This window comes from Streptomyces sp. SCSIO ZS0520, assembly GCF_025643355.1.
GTDB lineage: Bacteria > Actinomycetota > Actinomycetes > Streptomycetales > Streptomycetaceae > Streptomyces > Streptomyces physcomitrii.
The window spans coordinates 6056476-6075344 of record NZ_CP092644.1; the positions used below are offsets into that span (position 1 = coordinate 6056476).

Here is an 18869-nt window from a genome sequence, read left to right on the forward strand (position 1 = left end):
CTGCCGTCCGGGACTACTGCACGGTGCGGAAGGCGAGCACCACGTTGTGGCCGCCGAAGCCGAAGGAGTCGTTGAGCGCGACGATCGGGCCCTCGGGCAGCGGGCGGGCCCGGTCGCGGACCACGTCCGCGTCGGCCTCCGGGTCGAGGGTGGTGATGTTGATGGTCGGCGGGGCCAGCCGGTTCTTCAGCGCGAGGACCGTGGCCACGGTCTCCACGCCGCCCGCGCCGCCGAGCAGATGACCCGTCATCGACTTGGTGGCGGAGACCGCCATGTGGTCGACGTCGTCGCCGAAGACCTGGCGCAGCGCCTTGATCTCCGCGACATCGCCGAGCGGGGTGGAGGTCGCGTGCGCGTTGACGTGCGCGATCTCCGCGGGCTTCAGGTCGTTGTTGTCGACCAGGTTCTGCAGGGCGTGCGCGATGCCCTTGCCGGAGGGTTCCGGCTGGGTGATGTGGTGGCTGTCCGCGGAGACGCCCTGGCCGACGGCCTCGGCGTAGATCTTCGCCCCGCGCGCCTTCGCGTGCGCCTCGGACTCCAGGACGACGACTCCGGCGCCCTCGCCCATGACGAAGCCGTTGCGGTCGGCGTCGTAGGGCCGGGAGGCGCCCTCGGGGTCGTCGTTGCTCTTGGACATCGCCATCATGTTGCCGAAGGCGACGATGGGCAGCGGGTGGATGCTCGCCTCGGTGCCCCCGGCGAGCACCACGTCGGCGCGGCCGGTGCGGATCATCTCGACCGCGTAGCCGATCGCCTCGGCGCCCGAGGCGCAGGCCGAGACCGGGGTGTGCACCCCGGCCTGGGCGTTGACCTGCAGACCGACGTTGGCGGCGGGGGAGTTGGGCATCAGCATCGGCACGGTGTGCGGGGAGACGCGGCGTACGCCCTTCTCCTTGAGCACGTCGTACTGGTCGAGCAGGGTGGTCACACCGCCGATGCCGGAGGCGATGACCGCGCCGAGCCGCTCGGGGGCGACCTCGGCCTCCTCGCCGGCGCGGCCGGAGTACCCGGCGTCCTGCCAGGCCTCCGCGGCGGCGATCAGGGCGAACTGCGCCGTGCGGTCCAGCTTGCGGGCCTGCGGCCGGGGCAGGATCTCGGCCGGGTCGACGGCCGCCTGGGCCGCGATACGGACCGGCAGCTCCGCCGCCCACTCCTGCTGGAGCAGGCCGACGCCGCTGCGGCCGGCGACGAGTGCCTCCCAGGTGGTGGCCGCGTCGCCACCCAGCGGTGTGGTTGCGCCGATACCGGTGATGACCACGGTGCGATTGGTCGAGCTCACAGGAATTCTCTTTCTCCAGCGGTTCAGGAGGGATTCAGGCGGCGCCACCGCCGGGTGGCGGAGCGTCCGGGCTCCGGGCGCCCGGCGGACTCTCAGCTCTGGTGCTTGAGGATGTACTCGGTCGCGTCACCGACGGTCTTGAGGTTCTTGACGTCGTCGTCGGGGATCTTCACGTCGAAACGCTCCTCGGCGGCGACGACGACCTCGACCATGGACAGCGAGTCGACGTCCAGGTCGTCGGTGAAGGACTTGTCCAGCTGGACGTCCTCGACCGGGATGCCGGCGATCTCGTTCACGATCTCCGCGAGACCGTCGACGATCTCTTTCTGAGTGGCGGCCATTGTGGCGCTCCTTCGGTGTGTATCAGAGGGTGTGGCGACTTGAAACGGAGGACATACGGAAGATCCGTACGCTGCCTACGGGAGAGTAACGACCGTGGCAGCGTAGACGAGACCCGCCCCGAAGCCGATGACGAGAGCGGTGTCGCCGCTCTTCGCCTCGCCGGTCGCCAGAAGCCGCTCCATCGCAAGCGGAATCGAAGCGGCCGACGTGTTGCCGGTGTGCTCGACGTCCCGGGCGACCGTGACGTGCTCCGGCAGTTTCAGGGTCTTCACCATCGAGTCGATGATCCGCATGTTGGCCTGGTGCGGGATGAAGACGTCCAGGTCGGCCGCGCTGATCCCGGCCGCGTCCAGCGCCTGCTGGGCGACCTTGGCCATCTCGTACACGGCCCAGCGGAAGACCGCCTGGCCTTCCTGGGTGAGGGCGGGGAACTGCACCTCGCCCCGTGCGTTCAGGGGGATGTGGGCGACATCGCCGACGCGGTAGTCGGTCCACGGGAGGGTCTGCTTGATGGTGTCGGACTTGTCGCCCTCCGAACCCCAGACGCTGGGGCCGATGTGGGGCTCGGTGGCCGGGCCCACCACGACCGCGCCCGCGCCGTCGCCGAACAGGAAGGCGGTGGAGCGGTCGTCCAGGTCGGTGAGGTCGGAGAGCCGCTCCACGCCGATGACCAGGACGTACTCGGCGGAGCCCTCGACGATCATGCCCTTGGCGAGGGTGAGTCCGTAGCCGAAGCCCGCGCAGCCCGCGGAGATGTCGAAGGCGGCGGCCTTGCGGGTGCCCACCTTGTCGGCGATCTCGGTGGCCACCGCCGGGGTCTGCGCGAAGTGCGAGACGGTCGAGACGACCACCGCGCCGACCTGCTCCGGCGAGATCCCGGCGTCGGCGATCGCCTTGCCGGCGGCCTCGACGGACATCGCCGAGACGGTCTCCTCGTCGTTCGCCCAGTGCCGGGTCGCGATGCCGGAACGCGAGCGGATCCACTCGTCGGAGGAGTCGATCCTCTCCAGGATGACCTCGTTGGGCACGATGCGGGTGGGGCGGTAGCCGCCCACGCCCATGATGCGGGCGTACGGAGCGCCCTTGGCGGCGCGGATCTTCGCCATGCTCTCGTGGCTCCTTGTCACGCCTGCGCCGGTCCGGCGGAGGCTGCCGACTGCGCGATCAGCTCACGCGCGGCGTCCAGGTCCTTCGGGGTCTTCAGCGCCAGGGTCCGCACGCCGGGCAGGGCGCGCTTGGCGATGCCGGTGAGGGTGCCGCCGGGACACACCTCGATGAACGTGGTGACGCCCTGCTCCTTGAAGTTCTCCAGGCACAGGTCCCAGCGGACCGGGTTCGCGATCTGGCCCACCAGGCGCGTCATGATCTCGGCCCCCGTGGAGACCGTCTGACCGTCCCGGTTGGAGACATACGTGAACGCCGGGTCGCGCACGGTCAGTTCCCGCACGCTCTCCTGAAGGACCTCCACCGCCGGGGCCATGTGGCGGGTGTGGAAGGCGCCCGCGACCTTCAGCGCGACCACCCGGCGCACGCCCTCGGGCTTCTCCGCGGCCAGCGCGGCGAGCTGCTCCGCGGTGCCCGCGGCGACCAGCTGCCCGGCGCCGTTGACGTTCGCGGCGGTCAGGCCGAGCTTCTCCAGGTGCGGCAGGACGGTCTCGGGGTCGCCGCCGAGGAGCGCGGCCATGCCGGTCTCGGTCACGGCGGCGGCCTCGGCCATCGCCAGGCCCCGGGCCCGTACGAACTTCAGCGCGGCGACCTCGTCCAGGACGCCCGCGTAGGCGGCGGCGGTGATCTCGCCGACGCTGTGGCCCGCGACGGCGCCGGGCGCGACCTCGCCGAGGGCGGCGGCGGACAGCAGTCCGGCGGCCACCAGCAGCGGCTGTGCCACGGCGGTGTCACGGATGGCGTCGGCGTCGGCCTCGGTCCCGTAGTGGGCGAGGTCGAGGCCGATGGCGTCCGACCACGCGGCGACGCGGTCGGCGGCGCCGGGCAGTTCGAGCCAGGGGGTCAGGAAGCCGGGGGCCTGGGCACCCTGGCCGGGAGCGACGAGTACGAGCACACTCACACTCTCTCGTGAGGACGGCCCCGCCCGCCCGTGGGGACAGGGACGAAGAACCGTGGGGGTAATTGTGGGTATCCGACAAGAGGCTAGGTCTGGGTCTCCCTGTCGGCCAGACGCCCGAGGATGAGGGCGATCCGCAGGGTGAAGGCGGAGCGTACATCGGAAGGTGACCATCCGGTGACGTCAGTCACACGTCGGAGCCGGTAGCGCACGGTGTTGGGGTGAACAAAGAGCATCCGGGCGGCGCCTTCGAGGCTGCTGGCCTGCTCCAGATAGACGCTCAGTGTCTCCAGGAGGGCCGAGCCCGCCTCCTCCAGCGGTCTGTAGATCTCCTCCACCAGCTGCTCGCGCGCCGCGGGGTCGGCGGCGATCGCGCGCTCGGGCAGGAGATCGTCCGCGAGCACCGGGCGGGGCGCGTCCTGCCAGGCCGAGCAGGCCTTCAGGCCCGCCGCGGCGGCCTGCGCGGAACGGGTCGCGGCCAGCAGGTCGGGCACCACGGGACCGGCCACCACCGGGCCCGCCGCGTACGGCCCGATCAGTGACTTCGCCACCTGGAGCGGGTTGTTGCTGCCGCCCGCGATCACGACAAGGCGGGTGCCGAGCACCCCGGTGAGGACCTGGAGCTTCGCGTGCCGGGCCGCGCGCCGGATCGCCTCCACGGTGAGCTCGCTGTCCCCGTCGGGCGCGGTGCCGAGGACCACGCAGACGTGCTCGGGGGAGTTCCAGCCGAGCGCGGCGGCCCGGGAGATGGCGCCCTCGTCGGCCTCGCCGGAGAGCACCGCGTTGACCACGAGGGATTCGAGCCGCGCGTCCCAGGCGCCGCGGGCCTCCGCGGCCTGGGCGTAGACCTGCGCGGTGGCGAAGGCGATCTCGCGGGCGTAGACGAGGAGCGCCTCGCGCAGCACCGACTCGTCGCCGGGCGCCGCGACCTGCTCGATCGCGGACTCCATGACCTCGATGGTGGTGCGCACCATCTCCACGGTCTGGCGCAGGGTGATGGCCCGGGTCAGCTCGCGGGGCGCGGTGCCGAAGACATCGGTGGAGATGGCCTGGGGCGCGTCCGGGTGCCGGAACCACTCGGTGAAGGCCGCGATACCGGCCTGTGCGACGAGCCCGATCCAGGACCTGTTCTCCGGCGGCATCGCCCGGTACCAGGGCAGGGTCTCGTCCATCCGCGCGATGGCCTGGGCGGCCAGTGAGCCGGAGGACTTCTCCAGACGCTTGAGGGTCGCGGGGTGCGGATGGCCCTTCGCGGCGGCGGGTGAGGGGGAGCTCTCTTCGGGTTCTGGCACGGGGACAAGACTGCCTCATCGGGGCAAGCGGGTGCGGCGCCGGGGTGAGGGCCCCCGCCGCGGAAGGCCCTACCGTGGAGGCTGTGACGGACGTACGGCGCGCCGGTGAGCGCTTTCCAGGCGGCGACCCGGGCCGGGGCATCAGCACCTGGCACGCCTTCAGCTTCGGGCCCCACTACGACCCGGACAACCTGCGCTTCGGCGCGGTCCTCGCCTGCAACGAGGAGCACCTGGCTCCCGGCGCCGGTTTCGACGAGCACCCGCACAGCCACACCGAGATCGTCACCTGGGTCGTCGAGGGCGAGCTGACCCACCGCGACTCCACCGGCCACGAGACCCTGGTCCGCCCCGGCGATGTGCAGCACCTCAGCGCGGGCGGCGGAGTGCGCCATGTCGAACGCAACGACGGCGAGGGCCCCTTGGTCTTCGTCCAGATGTGGCTGGCCCCGCGCGAGCCCGGTGGCGAACCGTCCTACACGATCGTGCGCGGCATAGCCGACTCCACGCCCTACGCCCTGCCCGCCGCCGGTGCCCTGCTGCACACCCGCAGGCTGGCGGCCGGTGAGCGGACCGCGGTCCCGGACGCCGACTTCCTCTATCTGCACGTGGTGCGCGGCGGCGTCACCCTCGACGGCGCGCGGCCGGCGCAGCTCGGCCCGGGCGACGCGGCGCGGATCACCGGCGCGAAGGACCGCCAGCTCACCGCGGGGCGGGCGGCCGAGGTGCTGCTGTGGGAGATGCAGGCGGGCTGGGCTCCACCGGCGGCGGGCTGAGCACCATGGCGCGGACCCGCTCCCCGGCGGGCGCCGCCTCAGAGTCCGGCGAGCACCGCGTCCGTGAACGGCGTCCAGGCCTCGACGGCCCACGGCCCGAAGTCCCGGTCCGTCAGCACCACGCAGGCGGCCCCCGCGTCCGGGTCCACCCACAGGAAGGTCCCGGACTGGCCGAAGTGGCCGAAGGTCCGCGGTGAGGACGAACGCCCGGTCCAGTGCGGGGACTTGGCGCCCCGGATCTCGAAGCCGAGCCCCCAGTCGTTCGGGCTCTGGTGGCCGTATCCGGGGAGCACGCCCTTGGTGCCCGGATACTGCACGGTCATCGCCTCGGCCAGGGTGCGTATGTCGAGCAGCCGGGGCGCCTGCAGCTCGGCGGCGAAGCGGGTCAGGTCGGCCAGGGTCGAGACGCCGTCCTTGGCGGGCGAGCCGTCCAGCGAGGTGGCGCTCATGCCGAGCGGTTCCAGCACGGCCTGGCGCAGATACTCCGCGAAGTCGATGCCGGAGGCCTTCGCGAGATGCTCGCCGAGCACCTCGAAGCCCGCGTTGGAGTAGATCCGCCGCGCGCCGGGCGCCGCCTGGATCCGGTGCTCGTCGAAGGCGAGCCCGCTGGTGTGCGCGAGCAGATGCCGTACGGTCGCGCCCTCGGGCCCGGCGGGCTGGTCGAGTTCCAGCGCGCCCTCCTCCAGGGCGACCAGGACGGCGTACGCGGCCAGCGGTTTGGTCACCGAGGCCAGCGCGAACCGGGTGTCCGCGGGCCCGCGGCTGCCCGCCACGCTCCCGTCCGCGCGGACGACCGCGGCGGCGGCGGTCGGTACGGGCCAGTTCTCGATCAGGGCCAGGCTCTCCATGGCGGCGAGCCTATCGGGCGGCTCCGACAGCGCGGCAGCCAGGCGCGGGGCGGGCCGGGCCCCGGTGCGCACCCGGCCACGGGGCGGCCGGAGAGGCTTCCGTCCGGCCGGTTCCGCGACTTCCCGGCCGCGCCCGCCGGCCGGTGCTTGCTTGGAGCGCACTCCAAGGTTCTAGCGTGGAGGCATGACGGTGACCGAGACCACGGCCGCGACCGAGGCCCGGGCGGAACAGCTCTGCTCTCCCCGGCCGCCGGTCCATCCGCGCCCCGAGGGGCAGGACCACTACACGATCAGCGAGGTCGTCGCCCTCACCGGACTGACCGCGCACACCCTGCGCTGGTACGAGCGCATCGGGCTCATGCCGCACGTGGACCGCTCCCACACCGGGCAGCGCCGCTACCGCAACCGCGACCTCGACTGGCTCGACCTGGTCGGCAAGCTCCGCCTGACGGGCATGCCGGTCGCCGGGATGGTGCGCTACGCCGAACTCGTACGGGAGGGCGAGAGCACCTACGCGGAGCGGTCCGCGCTCCTGGAGGAGACCCGCCGTGACGTACTGGCCCGGATCGCCGAGCTCCAGGACACGCTCGCCGTCCTCGACCGCAAGATCAGCATCTACGCTGACGCGCCCCGCGCGTCGGAGAGGCACTGACACCACATGACCCGCATCGCCACCGCACAGCTCGGGACCAGCGGACCCGAGGTCGGCATCCAGGGCCTCGGCTGCATGGGCATGAGCTGGGCCTACGGACCCACCGACGCCGACGAGGCGCGCGCCACCCTGGAGCGCGCACTCGAACTCGGCGTCACCCTGTTCGACACCGCCGACGTCTACGGCGCGGGGGAGAACGAGAAGTTCCTCGCCCCCTTCCTCGCCGCCCACCGCGAGGAGGTCGTCCTCGCCACCAAGTACTCCCTGACCATCGACCCCCAGGACCCCTCCCGGCGCACCATCCGCAACGACCCCGCCTACATCCGCCAGTCCATCGAGGCGAGCCTCGGCCGCCTCGGCGTCGAGGCCGTCGACCTCTACTACATGCACCGGCGGGATGTGAACGTGCCGATCGAGGAGTCGGTCGGGGCGATGGCCGAGCTGGTCCGCGAGGGCAAGGTCAAGCACCTGGGGCTCAGCGAGGTGACCGCCGGGGAGCTGCGCGCCGCGCAGCAGGTGCACCCCATCGCGGCCGTGCAGTCCGAGTGGTCCCTGTTCAGCCGGGACATCGAGCGCGCGGTGGTCCCGGCCGCCGCCGAGCTCGGCGTGGCCCTGGTGCCGTACTCGCCGCTCGGCCGCGGCTTCCTCACCGGCTCCTTCGTCAACGCCGAGAAGGACCTGAGCCAGGACGACTTCCGGCGCACCCAGCCCCGCTTCACCGGGGACAACGCGGCCGCGAACGCCGCCCTGCTCGCCCCGCTGCACGAGATCGCCAAGGCCCGCTCGGCGAGCGCCGGGCAGATCGCGCTGGCCTGGGTGCAGCAGCGGGCCCAGGTGCACGGACTGACCGTGGTGCCGATCCCCGGCACCCGCAAGCGCAGCCGCGTGGAGGAGAACACCGAGGCCACCCGCCTCGTCCTGACCGCGGAGGAACTGGCCGCCCTGGAGCCCCTCGCGGGCGAGGTGGCGGGCGAGCGCTACGCGGACATGTCCTTCACCTCGGCGGGACGGGACTGAGCCGCTTCCCCCGAGCGGGACCCGGCCGCCCGGTACGGCGGCACCCGCTCATCTCACCCCACCTCTGGCTCCGGGCCGGGTCGGCGCTCAGGCGCCCTCCCGGCCCGTGGGCTTTCGGCGCTCGTGCGGCCACGGCGCTCGTGAGGCCGCGGCATCCATGAGGCCACGGCTCGCGCGCGATCACGGCAGCCGCGGGCTCACAGCTCCGCGAGCAGTTCCGCCTTCTTCGAGCTGAACTCGCGGTCGGTCACCAGACCGGCCTGGTGCAGCTCGCCCAGGTGGCGGATGCGGTCGGCGATGTCCGCCGGGTCGCTGCGGGCGCCGGTGCGGGCGGGCTCGGGGACCTTGCGGGTCTTCAGGGCGCCGTTGGAGGAACGTATCGCCGAGAGCACCGCGGCGGCGAAGGGCAGCGATTCGTGCACCGGTCCGTAGCCGAGGCCGAAGACCACGGCCGCCGGGTCCTGGTCGGGCTGCGCGGGCTGGTCGGACTGGCACTCGTCCTCGCGGCGCCGCAGCCGCAGATGGCCCTCGAAGACCTCGGGGGAGCGCCATTCGACGCCGGTGAGCTCGTCGACCGGATAGCTCTGGTCCCCGGCCTTCCACTTGGCCGAGGAGGCGCCGGTCCAGAACCAGCGGAAGGAGACCGCGCCGCCGTCGAAGACCGCCCTGCCGTCGTAGGCCTTGAACTGCCGGGGCGGCTCGGGCGGCGCCACCAGATGCCGGTCCGACTCCTCGGCGGCGTCCTCGACCAGGCGGGCGCGCAGTTCGTCGGCGTAGTACTCGGCGAGTGTCTCCTGCTGCGCGGGCAGCACCAGGCGGTAGGGGTCGCAGCCCTCCTTGAGCTGCCCGGCGGCCGCCTCCATCAGCGGGTCGGCACCGGGTCTGGGCACGGCGTGCAGTACGACCGAGCCGCGTCGCCCGGGAGTCAGTGTCACCGCCGCTATCGCCTCCAGGGGGATGCGGCGTTCGCCGAGCGCCTGGAAGAGCTTCGGCGTGCGGATCCCCCGTTCGAAGCGGATGAGCACGGAGTCCGGTTCGAACTCCCAGGCGGCATGAAGTCCAGCCAGTACGTCACCCATGCGGGTCATCGTATGCGCGGGGCCCCTTCACGTCGCCTCTTCGACGACCGCACTTCTTGCACGTATCTACGCGCGTTCGGTGCCCAGGACGTCCGTCAGACCGTTCCGGCACGCAGGATCCTGCTGTGCGCAGCGCACCGACTCGTAGGTGCCGGTACCGATTGCGGCGAAATTTCCCAGACTGTCCGTGCCGGGGAGGAAGTATCCCGCGTGCCCCTTCGCGAGATCGGCGGACAGGCGCCGCGCGCCGAAGGAGGGGGAGACCGGGTCGGCGCCGTGCCCGAGGCCCCCCACTTCCAGGAAGGGCACCTCGCGGATCCAGTCGTCGTTGTCCCGCACCGCCCAGACGCGGGCCCGGGTGTCCAGGTCCCCGGCGTGCGAGGCGCGCATGCCCGGGCTGCCCGCGACCGCGATGTCCCGCACCCGGCCCGGCAGTTCACCGGCGGCGAGCCCGCAGACCACCGAGCCGTAGCTGTGGCAGTACAGCGCCACCGGTGAGCGTCCGGGCAGCGTGTGCAGCAGCGCGTTGAGCCGCTCGGCACCCGCCTCCGCCTTGCCCGCGGTCACCGCGTCCATGCCGATCCCGCTGGGCGTGGTGTAGTCGGCCCAGGCGATCACCGCGGTACGGGTGCCCGGGCTCGCGGCGCGTTCGGCGCGGTGCAGGGCCTCGGCCATCCCCGCCGGTGCGCTGTACCGGCGCTGGGTGCGCTGGAAGGTCAGCAGGTCGGTGTCCACACCCGGGACCACGACCGAGACCCGCTCGGCCTTCTCCAGGTCGCCGTAGACCTCCGCCACCCGGCCCGAGCCCAGCGGATCGAAGGCGAGGATGTGCCGCTCCGGGCGCAGCAGCGCCTCCAGGCGGTGCATCCGGCGGCCCGCCTCGTGCCGTCCGTAGGGGGAGAGCCGGGTGTCCCGCATGCGCCGCAGCTCCACCCCGCGGGCGTCGGTGAGGGCGACCCGGTTGGCCTGGTAGCGCAGCTTCACCGGCGCGCCGTTCATATTGCCGACGGCGAGCGCGTACCGGTGCAGCAGCCACCGCTCCTGGCGGCCGTCGAGCGAGGCGAAGAAGCGGTGCAGCCGCTCGGGCGCCGCGTGCGCGGAGGGCAGCGGACGGCCGCCGATTCTTCCCTGCTCCCAGGCGTCGAAGGCGGCCTGCACCGGGGAGGGCGCGGGCCGGTGGTGGCGCACGGCGGTCCAGCCGGTCGTCGCCAGCATGACGAAGACGACGGCCAGGGCGAGCAGGGTGCGCCAGACGGTGAGCTGGGTGGAAGTGTCGGAGGAAGTCACTGCGGGACACCCTAGGAGAACCCCGCCGTGCACCGTGAAACGGGTGGCCCAGGTCACCTTTTCCATGCCGCTTTTGGGGCAGAACGGACCAGTCCCACGGGACTTGTGACGCTGCGCGACGGGACTTCGGGCCCCGCCGGGTGCCGCGCGGGCGGGCACATCGGCCCGCCCGGGTGTCACCCCCGGTGCCAGTCGGCGGCGAGCGCCGACTCGAAGCGGTCCAGGTAGGCCGCGGTCATCTCGCGGATCGACTCCACGGTCGCCTCGTTCCCGGCGCCCCATCTGCGGCCGGTCATCCGCATCACCCCGCTGAACGCCGCCACCACGAGGCGCGGCCGCGGGTCCTCGTCCACGTCGAGCCCCTCACGCTCGGCGATCACCCGCGCGAGCACCTCCTCCAGATCGGCCGAGCGGCGCATATGGGTGGCGAGCAGCGAGGGCGTGGACTCGATCAACTGGTACGTGCGCATGTGCAGTTCCAGCGGGACCAGCGCCTCGATCGCCTCCCCGACCGTGTTCCAGGCGTCGAGCACGGCCCGCCGCATCGCCTCCAGCGGGGCCTCGCCGGGCGGCCGTCCGCTCACCGCGGTGACGAAGTGCGACTCGATGAGGTCCTGTACGCGGAAGGCGGCGTCCTCCTTGCTGCTGAAGTGCCGGAAGAAGGTGCGCTGGGAGACCTGGACGGCCTCGGAGATCTCGTCGACCGTCGTCTCCTCGTAGCCCTGGGAGGTGAAGAGTTCGAGGGCGGCGTGCAGCAGCTCGTCCCGGGTGCGCTGCTTCTTGCGCGCGCGCAGGCCGGGCGCCGAGTCCGGGAGCTCCGTGGTCATCTCCGTGACGTTTCCCTTCGGGGTGGCGAGCGGCGGATCTTACGCGGGGACCGGTGCGCGCCCGCGACGTGACGCGGTAGACAACTGGCCGCCCGGCTATTCGGATTGCTTCGCGTCAGCCGCTGACATTAGCCTCGCCCGTATGACTAGTCAGACCACCGTCGACCCCAAGGAACCGGCGGACAGCACGCCGGCCGCACCCCCCGCAGCCGCGGCCGGCCGGCTGCGCGGCCACCCCTGGCTGACCCTGCTGACCGTGGCCTTCGGTGTCACGATGGTCGCCCTGGACGGCACCATCGTCGCCATCGCCAACCCTGCCATCCAGGCGGATCTGGGCGCCTCCTTCGCGGACGTCCAGTGGATCACCAACGCCTACTTCCTGGCGCTCGCCGTCGCCCTGATCACCGCGGGCAAGATCGGCGACCGCTTCGGGCACCGGCAGACCTTCCTGATCGGCGCCGCCGGTTTCGCGCTGGCCTCCGGCGCCATCGGCCTGTCCAGCGGCATCGCCGCGGTGGTCGCCTTCCGGGTGCTGCAGGGCCTGTTCGGCGCGCTGCTGATGCCCGCCGCCCTCGGCATCCTGCGCGCCACCTTCCCCGCCGAGAAGCTCAACATGGCGATCGGCATCTGGGGCATGGTCATCGGCGCCTCCACGGCCGGCGGCCCGATCATCGGCGGCCTGCTCGTCCAGCACGTCAGCTGGGAGTCGGTCTTCTTCATCAACCTGCCGGTCGGCGCCCTCGCGGTGGTGCTCGGCGTGCTGATCATCCTCGACCACCGCGCGGAGAAGGCGCCCCGGTCCTTCGACATCCCGGGCATCCTGCTGCTCTCGGCGGCCATGTTCTGCCTCGTCTGGGCCCTCATCAAGGCGCCCGAGTGGGGCTGGGGCGACGGCGGCACCTGGACCTTCCTCGCCGTCTCCGTGGTCAGCTTCGTCGTCTTCGCGCTCTGGGAGACCAGGACCGCCGAACCCCTCGTCCCGATGGGCCTGTTCCGCTCGGTGGCGCTGTCCGCCGGTGTGATCCTCATGGTCCTGATGGCCGTCGCCTTCCTCGGCGGCCTCTTCTTCGTCACCTTCTACCTGCAGAACGTGCACGGCATGAGCCCGGTGGACAGCGGACTGCACCTGCTGCCGCTCACCGGCATGATGATCGTCGGCTCCCCCGTCGCGGGCGCCCTGATCACCAAGCTCGGCCCGCGGATCCCGCTCGCGGGCGGCATGGTCTGCACCGCCACGGCGATGTTCGGCATGTCCGAGCTGGAGGCCGGCACCAGCAGCCTCACCATGTCCGTCTGGTTCGCCCTGCTCGGCCTCGGCCTGGCCCCGGTGATGGTCGGCGCGACCGAGGTCATCGTCGGCAACGCCCCGCTGGAGCTCTCGGGTGTCGCCGGAGGCCTCCAGCAGGCCGCCATGCAGATCGGCGGCAGCCTCGGTACGGCCGTTCTGGGCGCCGTGATGGCCTCGAAGGTGGACAGCGATCTGGCCGGGAACATGGCCGAGGCGAAGCTGCCGCCGGTGCCGCCGGAGCAGCTCGACAAGGCCAAGGAGGCCGTCCAGGTCGGCGTGGCGCCGGTGCCCCAGGGCGCCCCGGCCTCCCTCGCCGAGAAGATCACCACCGTCGCGCACGACACCTTCATGTCGGGGATGGGCCTTGCCTGCCTGGTCGCGGCGGGTGTCTCGGTGGTCGCGGTGTTCGTCGCCCTGTTCACCAAGCGCGGTCAGAACGCCGAGGCGGCGGGTGCCGCGGGCGGTCACATCTGAGTCGGCCGCGTGCGGGCCCGCCCCAGCGGAGGGGCTCGCATCCGGCCACGCGGAAGCGTCAACTCCGCGTCGAAAAAGCCCCGTCGGGACCCCGGCGGGGCTTTTTCCCCTATCAGGGTGATCGCCGCCGCGGCCCCTTCCCCGGAGCCGGATCCGCAGGTCAGGGTGCTCCTCAACTGATCCACTCCGACACGGGGGCACCACCATGACGCGATACGTCAACCGCAGGAACCTGACCATCACCCTCACCGCGGCGGCACTCTCCTGCCTCGCCCTGGCACCGGCCCACTCGGCGCCGGCCCCGCGCTCGGCGCCCAAGGCGGCGCTCGGCTCCTGCGCCGCGGGGGAGCTGTGCCTGTGGGACAAGGCGGAGTTCAAGGGTGCCCGGCGCACCTACGAGCTCTCCGGCACCCCGATCGAGAGCTGCGTGGTGCTGCCCGGCAAGGGCGGCGCCCAGTCCTTCGCCAACCGCACCGGGCGGCCCGTGACGACCTACCAGTCCGAGGAGTGCGCCGAGACCGGGGAGTTCGACACCTATCCCGGCAAGGGCAGCTACACGCCCCAGGCGCCGTACCGGGTACGGGCGTTCAAGATCTGGGAGCGCTAGCGGTCCCAAGGCCGCGGGGCCCGGAGGAAGACTCCGGGCCCCGCGGTTCCTGGCCGATACCGCCTCTCAGGCGTCGCCTCCGGCGGCACCCGGGTCCGCGGCGGCGACGTCGAGCAGCTGGTAGCGGTCGATGGCCTGCTTGAGCACCGAGCGGTCCAGCTTGCCCTCGCGGGCGAGTTCGGTGAGCACCCCCACCACGATGGACTCGGCGTCGATGTGGAAGAAGCGCCGGGCGGCGCCCCGGGTGTCCGCGAAGCCGAAGCCGTCCGCGCCGAGCGACTGGTAGGTGCCCGGCACCCAGCGCGCGATCTGGTCCGGCACCGAGCGCATCCAGTCCGAGACGGCCACGAACGGCCCCTCGCTGTCCGCGAGTTTGCGGGTGACGTACGGGGTGAGCTGCTCCTCCTCCGGGTGCAGCAGGTTGTGCCGCTCCACCTCGACGGCCTCGCGCCGCAGCTCGTTCCAGGAGGTCGCCGACCAGACGTCGGCCTTCACGTTCCAGTCGCGGGCGAGGATCTCCTGCGCCGTGAGCGCCCAGGGCACCGCGACACCGGAGGCGAGGATCTGCGCCGGGATCGCGCCCTCCTGGCCGGGCCGCAGCCGGTGGATGCCCTTGAGGATGCCCTCGACGTCGACGTCCGCGGGCTCGGCCGGGTGCTTGATCGGCTCGTTGTAGACGGTGAGGTAGTAGAAGACGTCCGGGTCTTCGCCGGGCTCCGGCTGCCCGTACATCCGGCGCAGGCCGTCCTTGACGATGTGCGCGATCTCGAAGCCGAAGGCCGGGTCGTAGGCCACGCACGCCGGGTTGGTGGAGGCGAGCAGCTGGGAGTGCCCGTCGGCGTGCTGGAGCCCCTCACCGGTCAGGGTCGTGCGCCCGGCGGTCGCGCCGAGGACGAATCCGCGCGCCATCTGGTCGGCCATCTGCCAGAACTGGTCACCGGTGCGCTGGAAACCGAACATCGAGTAGAAGACGTAGACCGGGATCAGCGGCTCGCCGTGCGTGGCGTACGCGGAACCGGCCGCGATCAGCGAGGCGGTACAGCCCGCCTCGGAGATGCCGTCGTGCAGCATCTGCCCGGTCGGCGACTCCTTGTAGGCGAGCAGGAGTTCGCGGTCCACGGACTCGTACTGCTGGCCGAGCGGGTTGTAGATCTTCGCACTCGGGAAGAAGGAGTCCATGCCGAAGGTGCGGTACTCGTCCGGCGCGATCAGCACGAAGCGCTTGCCGATCTCCTTGTCCCGCATGAGGTCCTTCAGCAGCCGTACGAAGGCCATGGTGGTGGCGATCGACTGCTGGCCCGACCCCTTCTTCACGGTCGCGTACGTCTTGTCCTCGGGCAGCGGCAGCGGCTTCGCGCGCACCACCCGGGTCGGCGCGTACCCGCCGAGGGACTTGCGCCGGTCGTGCATGTACTGGATCTCTTCCGAGTCCCGGCCCGGGTGGTAGTACGGCGGCAGCCCGCTCTCCAGCTCCTTGTCCGGGATGGGCAGGTGCAGCCGGTCGCGGAAGCCCTTGAGGTCGGCCACCGTGAGCTTCTTCATCTGGTGGGTGGCGTTGCGGCCCTCGAAGTTGGGGCCGAGGGTCCAGCCCTTGACGGTCTGCGCGAGGATCACCGTCGGCTGGCCCTTGTGCGCCTTGGCGGCGGAGAAGGCCGCGTAGATCTTCCGGTGGTCGTGGCCGCCGCGCCCCAGGTGCAGGATCTGGTCGTCCGACATGCCCTCGACCATGGCCCGCAGCCGCTGGTCGTCGCCGAAGAAGTGGTCGCGGATGTAGGAGCCGGTCTCCGTCGCGTACGTCTGGAACTGCCCGTCGGGCGTGGTGTTGAGCTTGTTGACGAGCAGCCCGTCGCGGTCCTGGGCGAGCAGCGGGTCCCAGGTGCGGTCCCAGACCAGCTTGACGACGTTCCAGCCCGCGCCGCGGAACTGCGACTCCAGCTCCTGGATGATCTTGCCGTTGCCGCGCACCGGGCCGTCGAGGCGCTGGAGGTTGCAGTTGACCACGAAGGTCAGGTTGTCCAGTCCCTCGCGGGCGGCGATGGAGAGCTGGCCCAGCGACTCGGGCTCGTCCATCTCGCCGTCGCCGAGGAAGGCCCAGACGTGCGACTTGGAGGTGTCGGCGATGCCGCGCGCCTCCATGTAGCGGTTCATCCGGGCCTGGAAGATCGCGCCGAGCGGGCCGAGGCCCATCGAGACGGTCGGGAACTCCCAGAAGTCCGGCATGGAGCGCGGGTGCGGATAGCTCGAAAGCCCCTCGGGGAAGCGCGACTTCTCCTGCCGGAAGCCGTCGAGCTGCTGCTCGTTCAGCCGGTCGAGCAGGAAGGCCCGGGCGTAGATGCCGGGCGAGGCGTGGCCCTGGAAGAAGATCTGGTCGCCGCCGTCGCCCTCGTCCTTGCCGCGGAAGAAGTGGTTGAAGCCGACGTCGTAGAGCGAGGCCGAGGAGGCGAAGGTCGCGATGTGCCCGCCGACCCCGATGCCGGGGCGCTGGGCGCGCGAGACCATCACGGCCGCGTTCCAGCGGGTGGCGTTCAGGACCTTGCGCTCGATGTCCTCGTTGCCGGGGAAGAACGGCTCGTCCTTGGTGGCGATGGTGTTGATGTAGTCCGTGCTGCGCATCTCGGGCACGGCGACGCGGCGCTCACGGGCCCGCTCGATCAGCCGGAGCATGAGGTACCGGGCGCGCTCGCGGCCCCGCTCGTCGACGGCCGCGTCGAGGGAGTCGAGCCACTCCTGGGTCTCTTCGGGATCAAAGTCCGGGACCTGGCTGGGAAGGCCGCCAATGATGATCGGATTGCGATCGGATCCGGAAGCCACGCTGTTCCTTCGCTGTCTGGGGGCACTGAGGGGGCTTGGTACTGCGGGTATGCCGCTCCCATCGTGGACCTCGCGGGGGCGTACGTCATCTCTACTCATTGGTAACCGCAACCTTTCCGGGCCCGGCGGCGGATCTTCGTGTGACATGTCCTCTTTGCCCGGGCTTCCCGCGTGTTGGACGCGGTCGCGCGCGGGCCGGGAGAGGCCGGTGAGGAAAGCCGCGAAGGGGCTCATTCCGAAGGGGTGCCCGGGACCCGTTACCGTGGAGTCATGCCATGAGTTGCGGTGACACGGCCCGGAACGTCACCGTTTCGGCGGTCTGCACGGCCGGGTACTTGCGCGATCCGTCCCGCACGTGTGGACTACGGCCAATGCCCCGCGTACGCGCGAGGTCCCCGACACTTCCGAAACATGATCAGGAGGCAATCCGTGAGCGCGACCGCGGACCACGCGGAGGAGCGGACGAGCCTGGCCGCAAGGCTGGGTATCCAGCCCGGACAGGTGGTCCAGGAGATCGGCTACGACGAGGACGTCGACCACGAGCTCCGTGAGGCGATCCAGGAGACCAGTGGCAAGGAACTCGTCGACGAGGACTACGACGACGTCGCCGACGCGGTGGTCGTCTGGTTCCGTGAGGACGACGGCGACCTGACGGACGCCCTCGTCGATGCCACGACGCTCATCGACGAGGGCGCGCCCCTCGTCCTGCTGACGCCGAAGACCGGCCGCGACGGGTATGTCGAGCCGAGCGACATCAACGAGGCCGCGCAGACCGCGGGCCTGTCCCAGACCAAGACGCTCAGCGTCGGCAAGGACTGGACCGGCAGCCGCCTGGTCACACCCAAGGCGGCCGCCAAGAAGCGCTAGCGGCCGAGACCTCACCATCGGGCCCGTGCCCCGGACGACGCTCCGGGGCGCGGGCCCGCGCCCTTTTCCGGCGGCCCGCGCTCTGCGGGGCCCGCGACGGCCGGCCGCCGAGGGGCCGCAGCCGGGACGTGCCGCGAGGGCCGGGGAGATCACTGCGTAGGGTGGGTCACCTGAACAGCCTCCGACAGCCCCGTGGAAGGGATGGCGTGACCATGGCGATCGAGGTCGGCACCAAGGCCCCGGACTTTGCGCTCAAGAACCAGCACGGCGAGACCGTGCGGCTCGCGGACTTCCGCGGTGAGAAGAACGTGGTGCTGCTCTTCTACCCGTTCGCGTTCACCGGCGTGTGCACCGGCGAGCTGTGCGCCCTGCGCGACGAACTCCCGAAGTTCGTCAACGACGAGGTCCAGCTGCTCGCCGTCTCCAACGACTCCCCGTTCAGCCTGCGGGTCTTCGCGGAGCAGGAGGGCCTGGAGTACCCGCTGCTCTCCGACTTCTGGCCGCACGGCGAGACCTCGCGTGCCTACGGCGTCTTCGACGAGGAGAAGGGGTGCGCCGTGCGCGGCACCTTCATCATCGACAAGGAGGGCGTGGTGCGCTGGACGGTCGAGAACGGCCTGCCCGACGCCCGCGACCTGAACGACTACGTCAAGGCGCTCGACACCCTGTGATTCCTGTGCCCCAAGGAGGGCCGTGGCGGGGAACCCGTCACTAGGATCCACTCGTTGTCACAAGTAGCCAACGCACGACGGGGGCCAGGCCCCTGCATACCAAGGGAGGACTCGTGGGAGTCAGCCTCAGCAAGGGCGGCAACGTCTCGCTGACCAAGGAGGCACCGGGCCTGACCGCGGTCACGATCGGTCTGGGCTGGGATGTGCGCACCACCACCGGCACCGACTTCGACCTCGATGCCAGCGCCATCCTGACGAACGCCGAGGGCAAGGTCGCCAGCGACCAGAACTTCGTGTTCTTCAACAACCTCAAGAGCCCCGACGGCTCGGTGGAGCACACCGGCGACAACATCACCGGTGAGGGCGAGGGCGACGACGAGCAGATCAAGGTCAACCTGGCCGGGGTCCCCGCCGAGGTGGAGAAGATCGTGTTCCCGGTCTCCATCTACGACGCGGAGAGCCGCCAGCAGTCCTTCGGCCAGGTGCGCAACGCGTTCATCCGCGTGGTCAACCAGGCCGGCGACGTCGAGATCGCGCGGTACGACCTCTCCGAGGACGCCTCCACCGAGACCGCCATGGTCTTCGGTGAGCTCTACCGGCACGGCGCGGAGTGGAAGTTCCGCGCCATCGGCCAGGGCTACGCCTCGGGCCTGCGCGGCATCGCGCAGGACTTCGGCGTGAACGTCTGAGGAC

The 18869-nt window shown here is 71.4% G+C and carries 18 protein-coding genes; 8 read left to right on the forward strand and 10 right to left on the reverse strand.

The window, feature by feature from the left end:
* Positions 1-13: 13 nt before the first annotated feature.
* The 5 genes from fabF to MID12_RS24300 form a co-directional block, all read right to left on the reverse strand.
* Entirely contained in the window at positions 14-1279 is a 1266-nt protein-coding gene (fabF, locus tag MID12_RS24280; protein ID WP_040253916.1) for a beta-ketoacyl-ACP synthase II, read from the reverse strand.
* A gap of 92 nt (positions 1280-1371) precedes the next feature.
* Entirely contained in the window at positions 1372-1620 is a 249-nt protein-coding gene (locus MID12_RS24285; RefSeq protein ID WP_040253918.1) for an acyl carrier protein, read from the reverse strand.
* Positions 1621-1695: 75 nt separating this feature from the next.
* Complete coding sequence (locus MID12_RS24290) at positions 1696-2727, reverse strand: ketoacyl-ACP synthase III (RefSeq protein WP_040253920.1); 1032 nt, start codon at positions 2725-2727, stop codon at positions 1696-1698.
* 17 nt (positions 2728-2744) lie between these two features.
* Positions 2745-3680: an ACP S-malonyltransferase gene (locus MID12_RS24295; protein WP_040253922.1), complete on the reverse strand. Its 936-nt coding sequence runs from the start codon at positions 3678-3680 to the stop codon at positions 2745-2747.
* Positions 3681-3769: 89 nt separating this feature from the next.
* Positions 3770-4975, reverse strand: a complete 1206-nt coding sequence (locus tag MID12_RS24300; protein WP_040253924.1) for a PucR family transcriptional regulator — start codon at positions 4973-4975, stop codon at positions 3770-3772.
* 83 nt (positions 4976-5058) lie between these two features.
* On the opposite strand from MID12_RS24300, the gene MID12_RS24305 reads away from it, so the two are divergent.
* A complete protein-coding gene (locus MID12_RS24305) occupies positions 5059-5748 on the forward strand; it encodes a pirin family protein (protein WP_263170734.1) in 690 nt (229 codons plus the stop codon).
* A 38-nt stretch (positions 5749-5786) separates the two neighbouring features.
* Here the strand turns inward: MID12_RS24305 and MID12_RS24310 are convergent, their stop codons facing one another.
* Positions 5787-6596, reverse strand: a complete 810-nt coding sequence (locus MID12_RS24310; protein WP_263170736.1) for a serine hydrolase domain-containing protein — start codon at positions 6594-6596, stop codon at positions 5787-5789.
* Positions 6597-6780: 184 nt separating this feature from the next.
* Between MID12_RS24310 and MID12_RS24315 the strand changes: the two genes are divergently transcribed.
* Together MID12_RS24315 and MID12_RS24320 are read left to right on the forward strand one after the other, a co-directional pair.
* Entirely contained in the window at positions 6781-7248 is a 468-nt protein-coding gene (locus tag MID12_RS24315; protein WP_040253929.1) for a MerR family transcriptional regulator, read from the forward strand.
* Between the two features lie 6 nt (positions 7249-7254).
* Positions 7255-8265: an aldo/keto reductase gene (locus tag MID12_RS24320; protein WP_263170737.1), complete on the forward strand. Its 1011-nt coding sequence runs from the start codon at positions 7255-7257 to the stop codon at positions 8263-8265.
* Positions 8266-8462: 197 nt separating this feature from the next.
* On the opposite strand, the gene MID12_RS24325 is transcribed toward MID12_RS24320, so the two are convergent.
* From MID12_RS24325 to MID12_RS24335, 3 genes are all read right to left on the reverse strand, one after another.
* On the reverse strand, positions 8463-9344 hold the full coding sequence (locus tag MID12_RS24325; RefSeq protein WP_186095469.1) for a DUF4429 domain-containing protein: 882 nt from the start codon (positions 9342-9344) through the stop codon (positions 8463-8465).
* A 66-nt stretch (positions 9345-9410) separates the two neighbouring features.
* Complete coding sequence (locus tag MID12_RS24330) at positions 9411-10631, reverse strand: alpha/beta hydrolase family protein (RefSeq protein ID WP_263170739.1); 1221 nt, start codon at positions 10629-10631, stop codon at positions 9411-9413.
* Between the two features lie 176 nt (positions 10632-10807).
* Positions 10808-11458 carry a TetR/AcrR family transcriptional regulator gene (locus MID12_RS24335; RefSeq protein ID WP_263170741.1) on the reverse strand — a complete coding sequence of 217 codons (651 nt, stop codon included), beginning with the start codon at positions 11456-11458 and terminating at the stop codon, positions 10808-10810.
* A gap of 142 nt (positions 11459-11600) precedes the next feature.
* Between MID12_RS24335 and MID12_RS24340 the strand changes: the two genes are divergently transcribed.
* Both MID12_RS24340 and MID12_RS24345 read left to right on the forward strand, forming a co-directional pair.
* Positions 11601-13220 carry an MFS transporter gene (locus MID12_RS24340; RefSeq protein WP_040253941.1) on the forward strand — a complete coding sequence of 540 codons (1620 nt, stop codon included), beginning with the start codon at positions 11601-11603 and terminating at the stop codon, positions 13218-13220.
* Between the two features lie 205 nt (positions 13221-13425).
* Positions 13426-13827 (forward strand): peptidase inhibitor family I36 protein, encoded by a 402-nt coding sequence (locus MID12_RS24345; protein WP_052482591.1) that lies wholly within the window; start codon positions 13426-13428, stop codon positions 13825-13827.
* 66 nt (positions 13828-13893) lie between these two features.
* On the opposite strand, the gene aceE is transcribed toward MID12_RS24345, so the two are convergent.
* Positions 13894-16638, reverse strand: coding sequence for a pyruvate dehydrogenase (acetyl-transferring), homodimeric type (aceE, locus tag MID12_RS24350; RefSeq protein WP_040253942.1), 2745 nt, complete (start codon positions 16636-16638; stop codon positions 13894-13896).
* A 429-nt stretch (positions 16639-17067) separates the two neighbouring features.
* Here aceE and MID12_RS24355 point away from each other — a divergent pair, with 429 nt between their 5' ends.
* From MID12_RS24355 to MID12_RS24365, 3 genes are all read left to right on the forward strand, one after another.
* Positions 17068-17505 carry a DUF3052 domain-containing protein gene (locus MID12_RS24355; protein WP_040253944.1) on the forward strand — a complete coding sequence of 146 codons (438 nt, stop codon included), beginning with the start codon at positions 17068-17070 and terminating at the stop codon, positions 17503-17505.
* 212 nt (positions 17506-17717) lie between these two features.
* A complete protein-coding gene (locus MID12_RS24360; RefSeq protein WP_040258261.1) occupies positions 17718-18176 on the forward strand; it encodes a peroxiredoxin in 459 nt (152 codons plus the stop codon).
* Between the two features lie 113 nt (positions 18177-18289).
* Positions 18290-18865: a TerD family protein gene (locus MID12_RS24365; protein ID WP_040253947.1), complete on the forward strand. Its 576-nt coding sequence runs from the start codon at positions 18290-18292 to the stop codon at positions 18863-18865.
* Positions 18866-18869 lie beyond the last annotated feature (4 nt).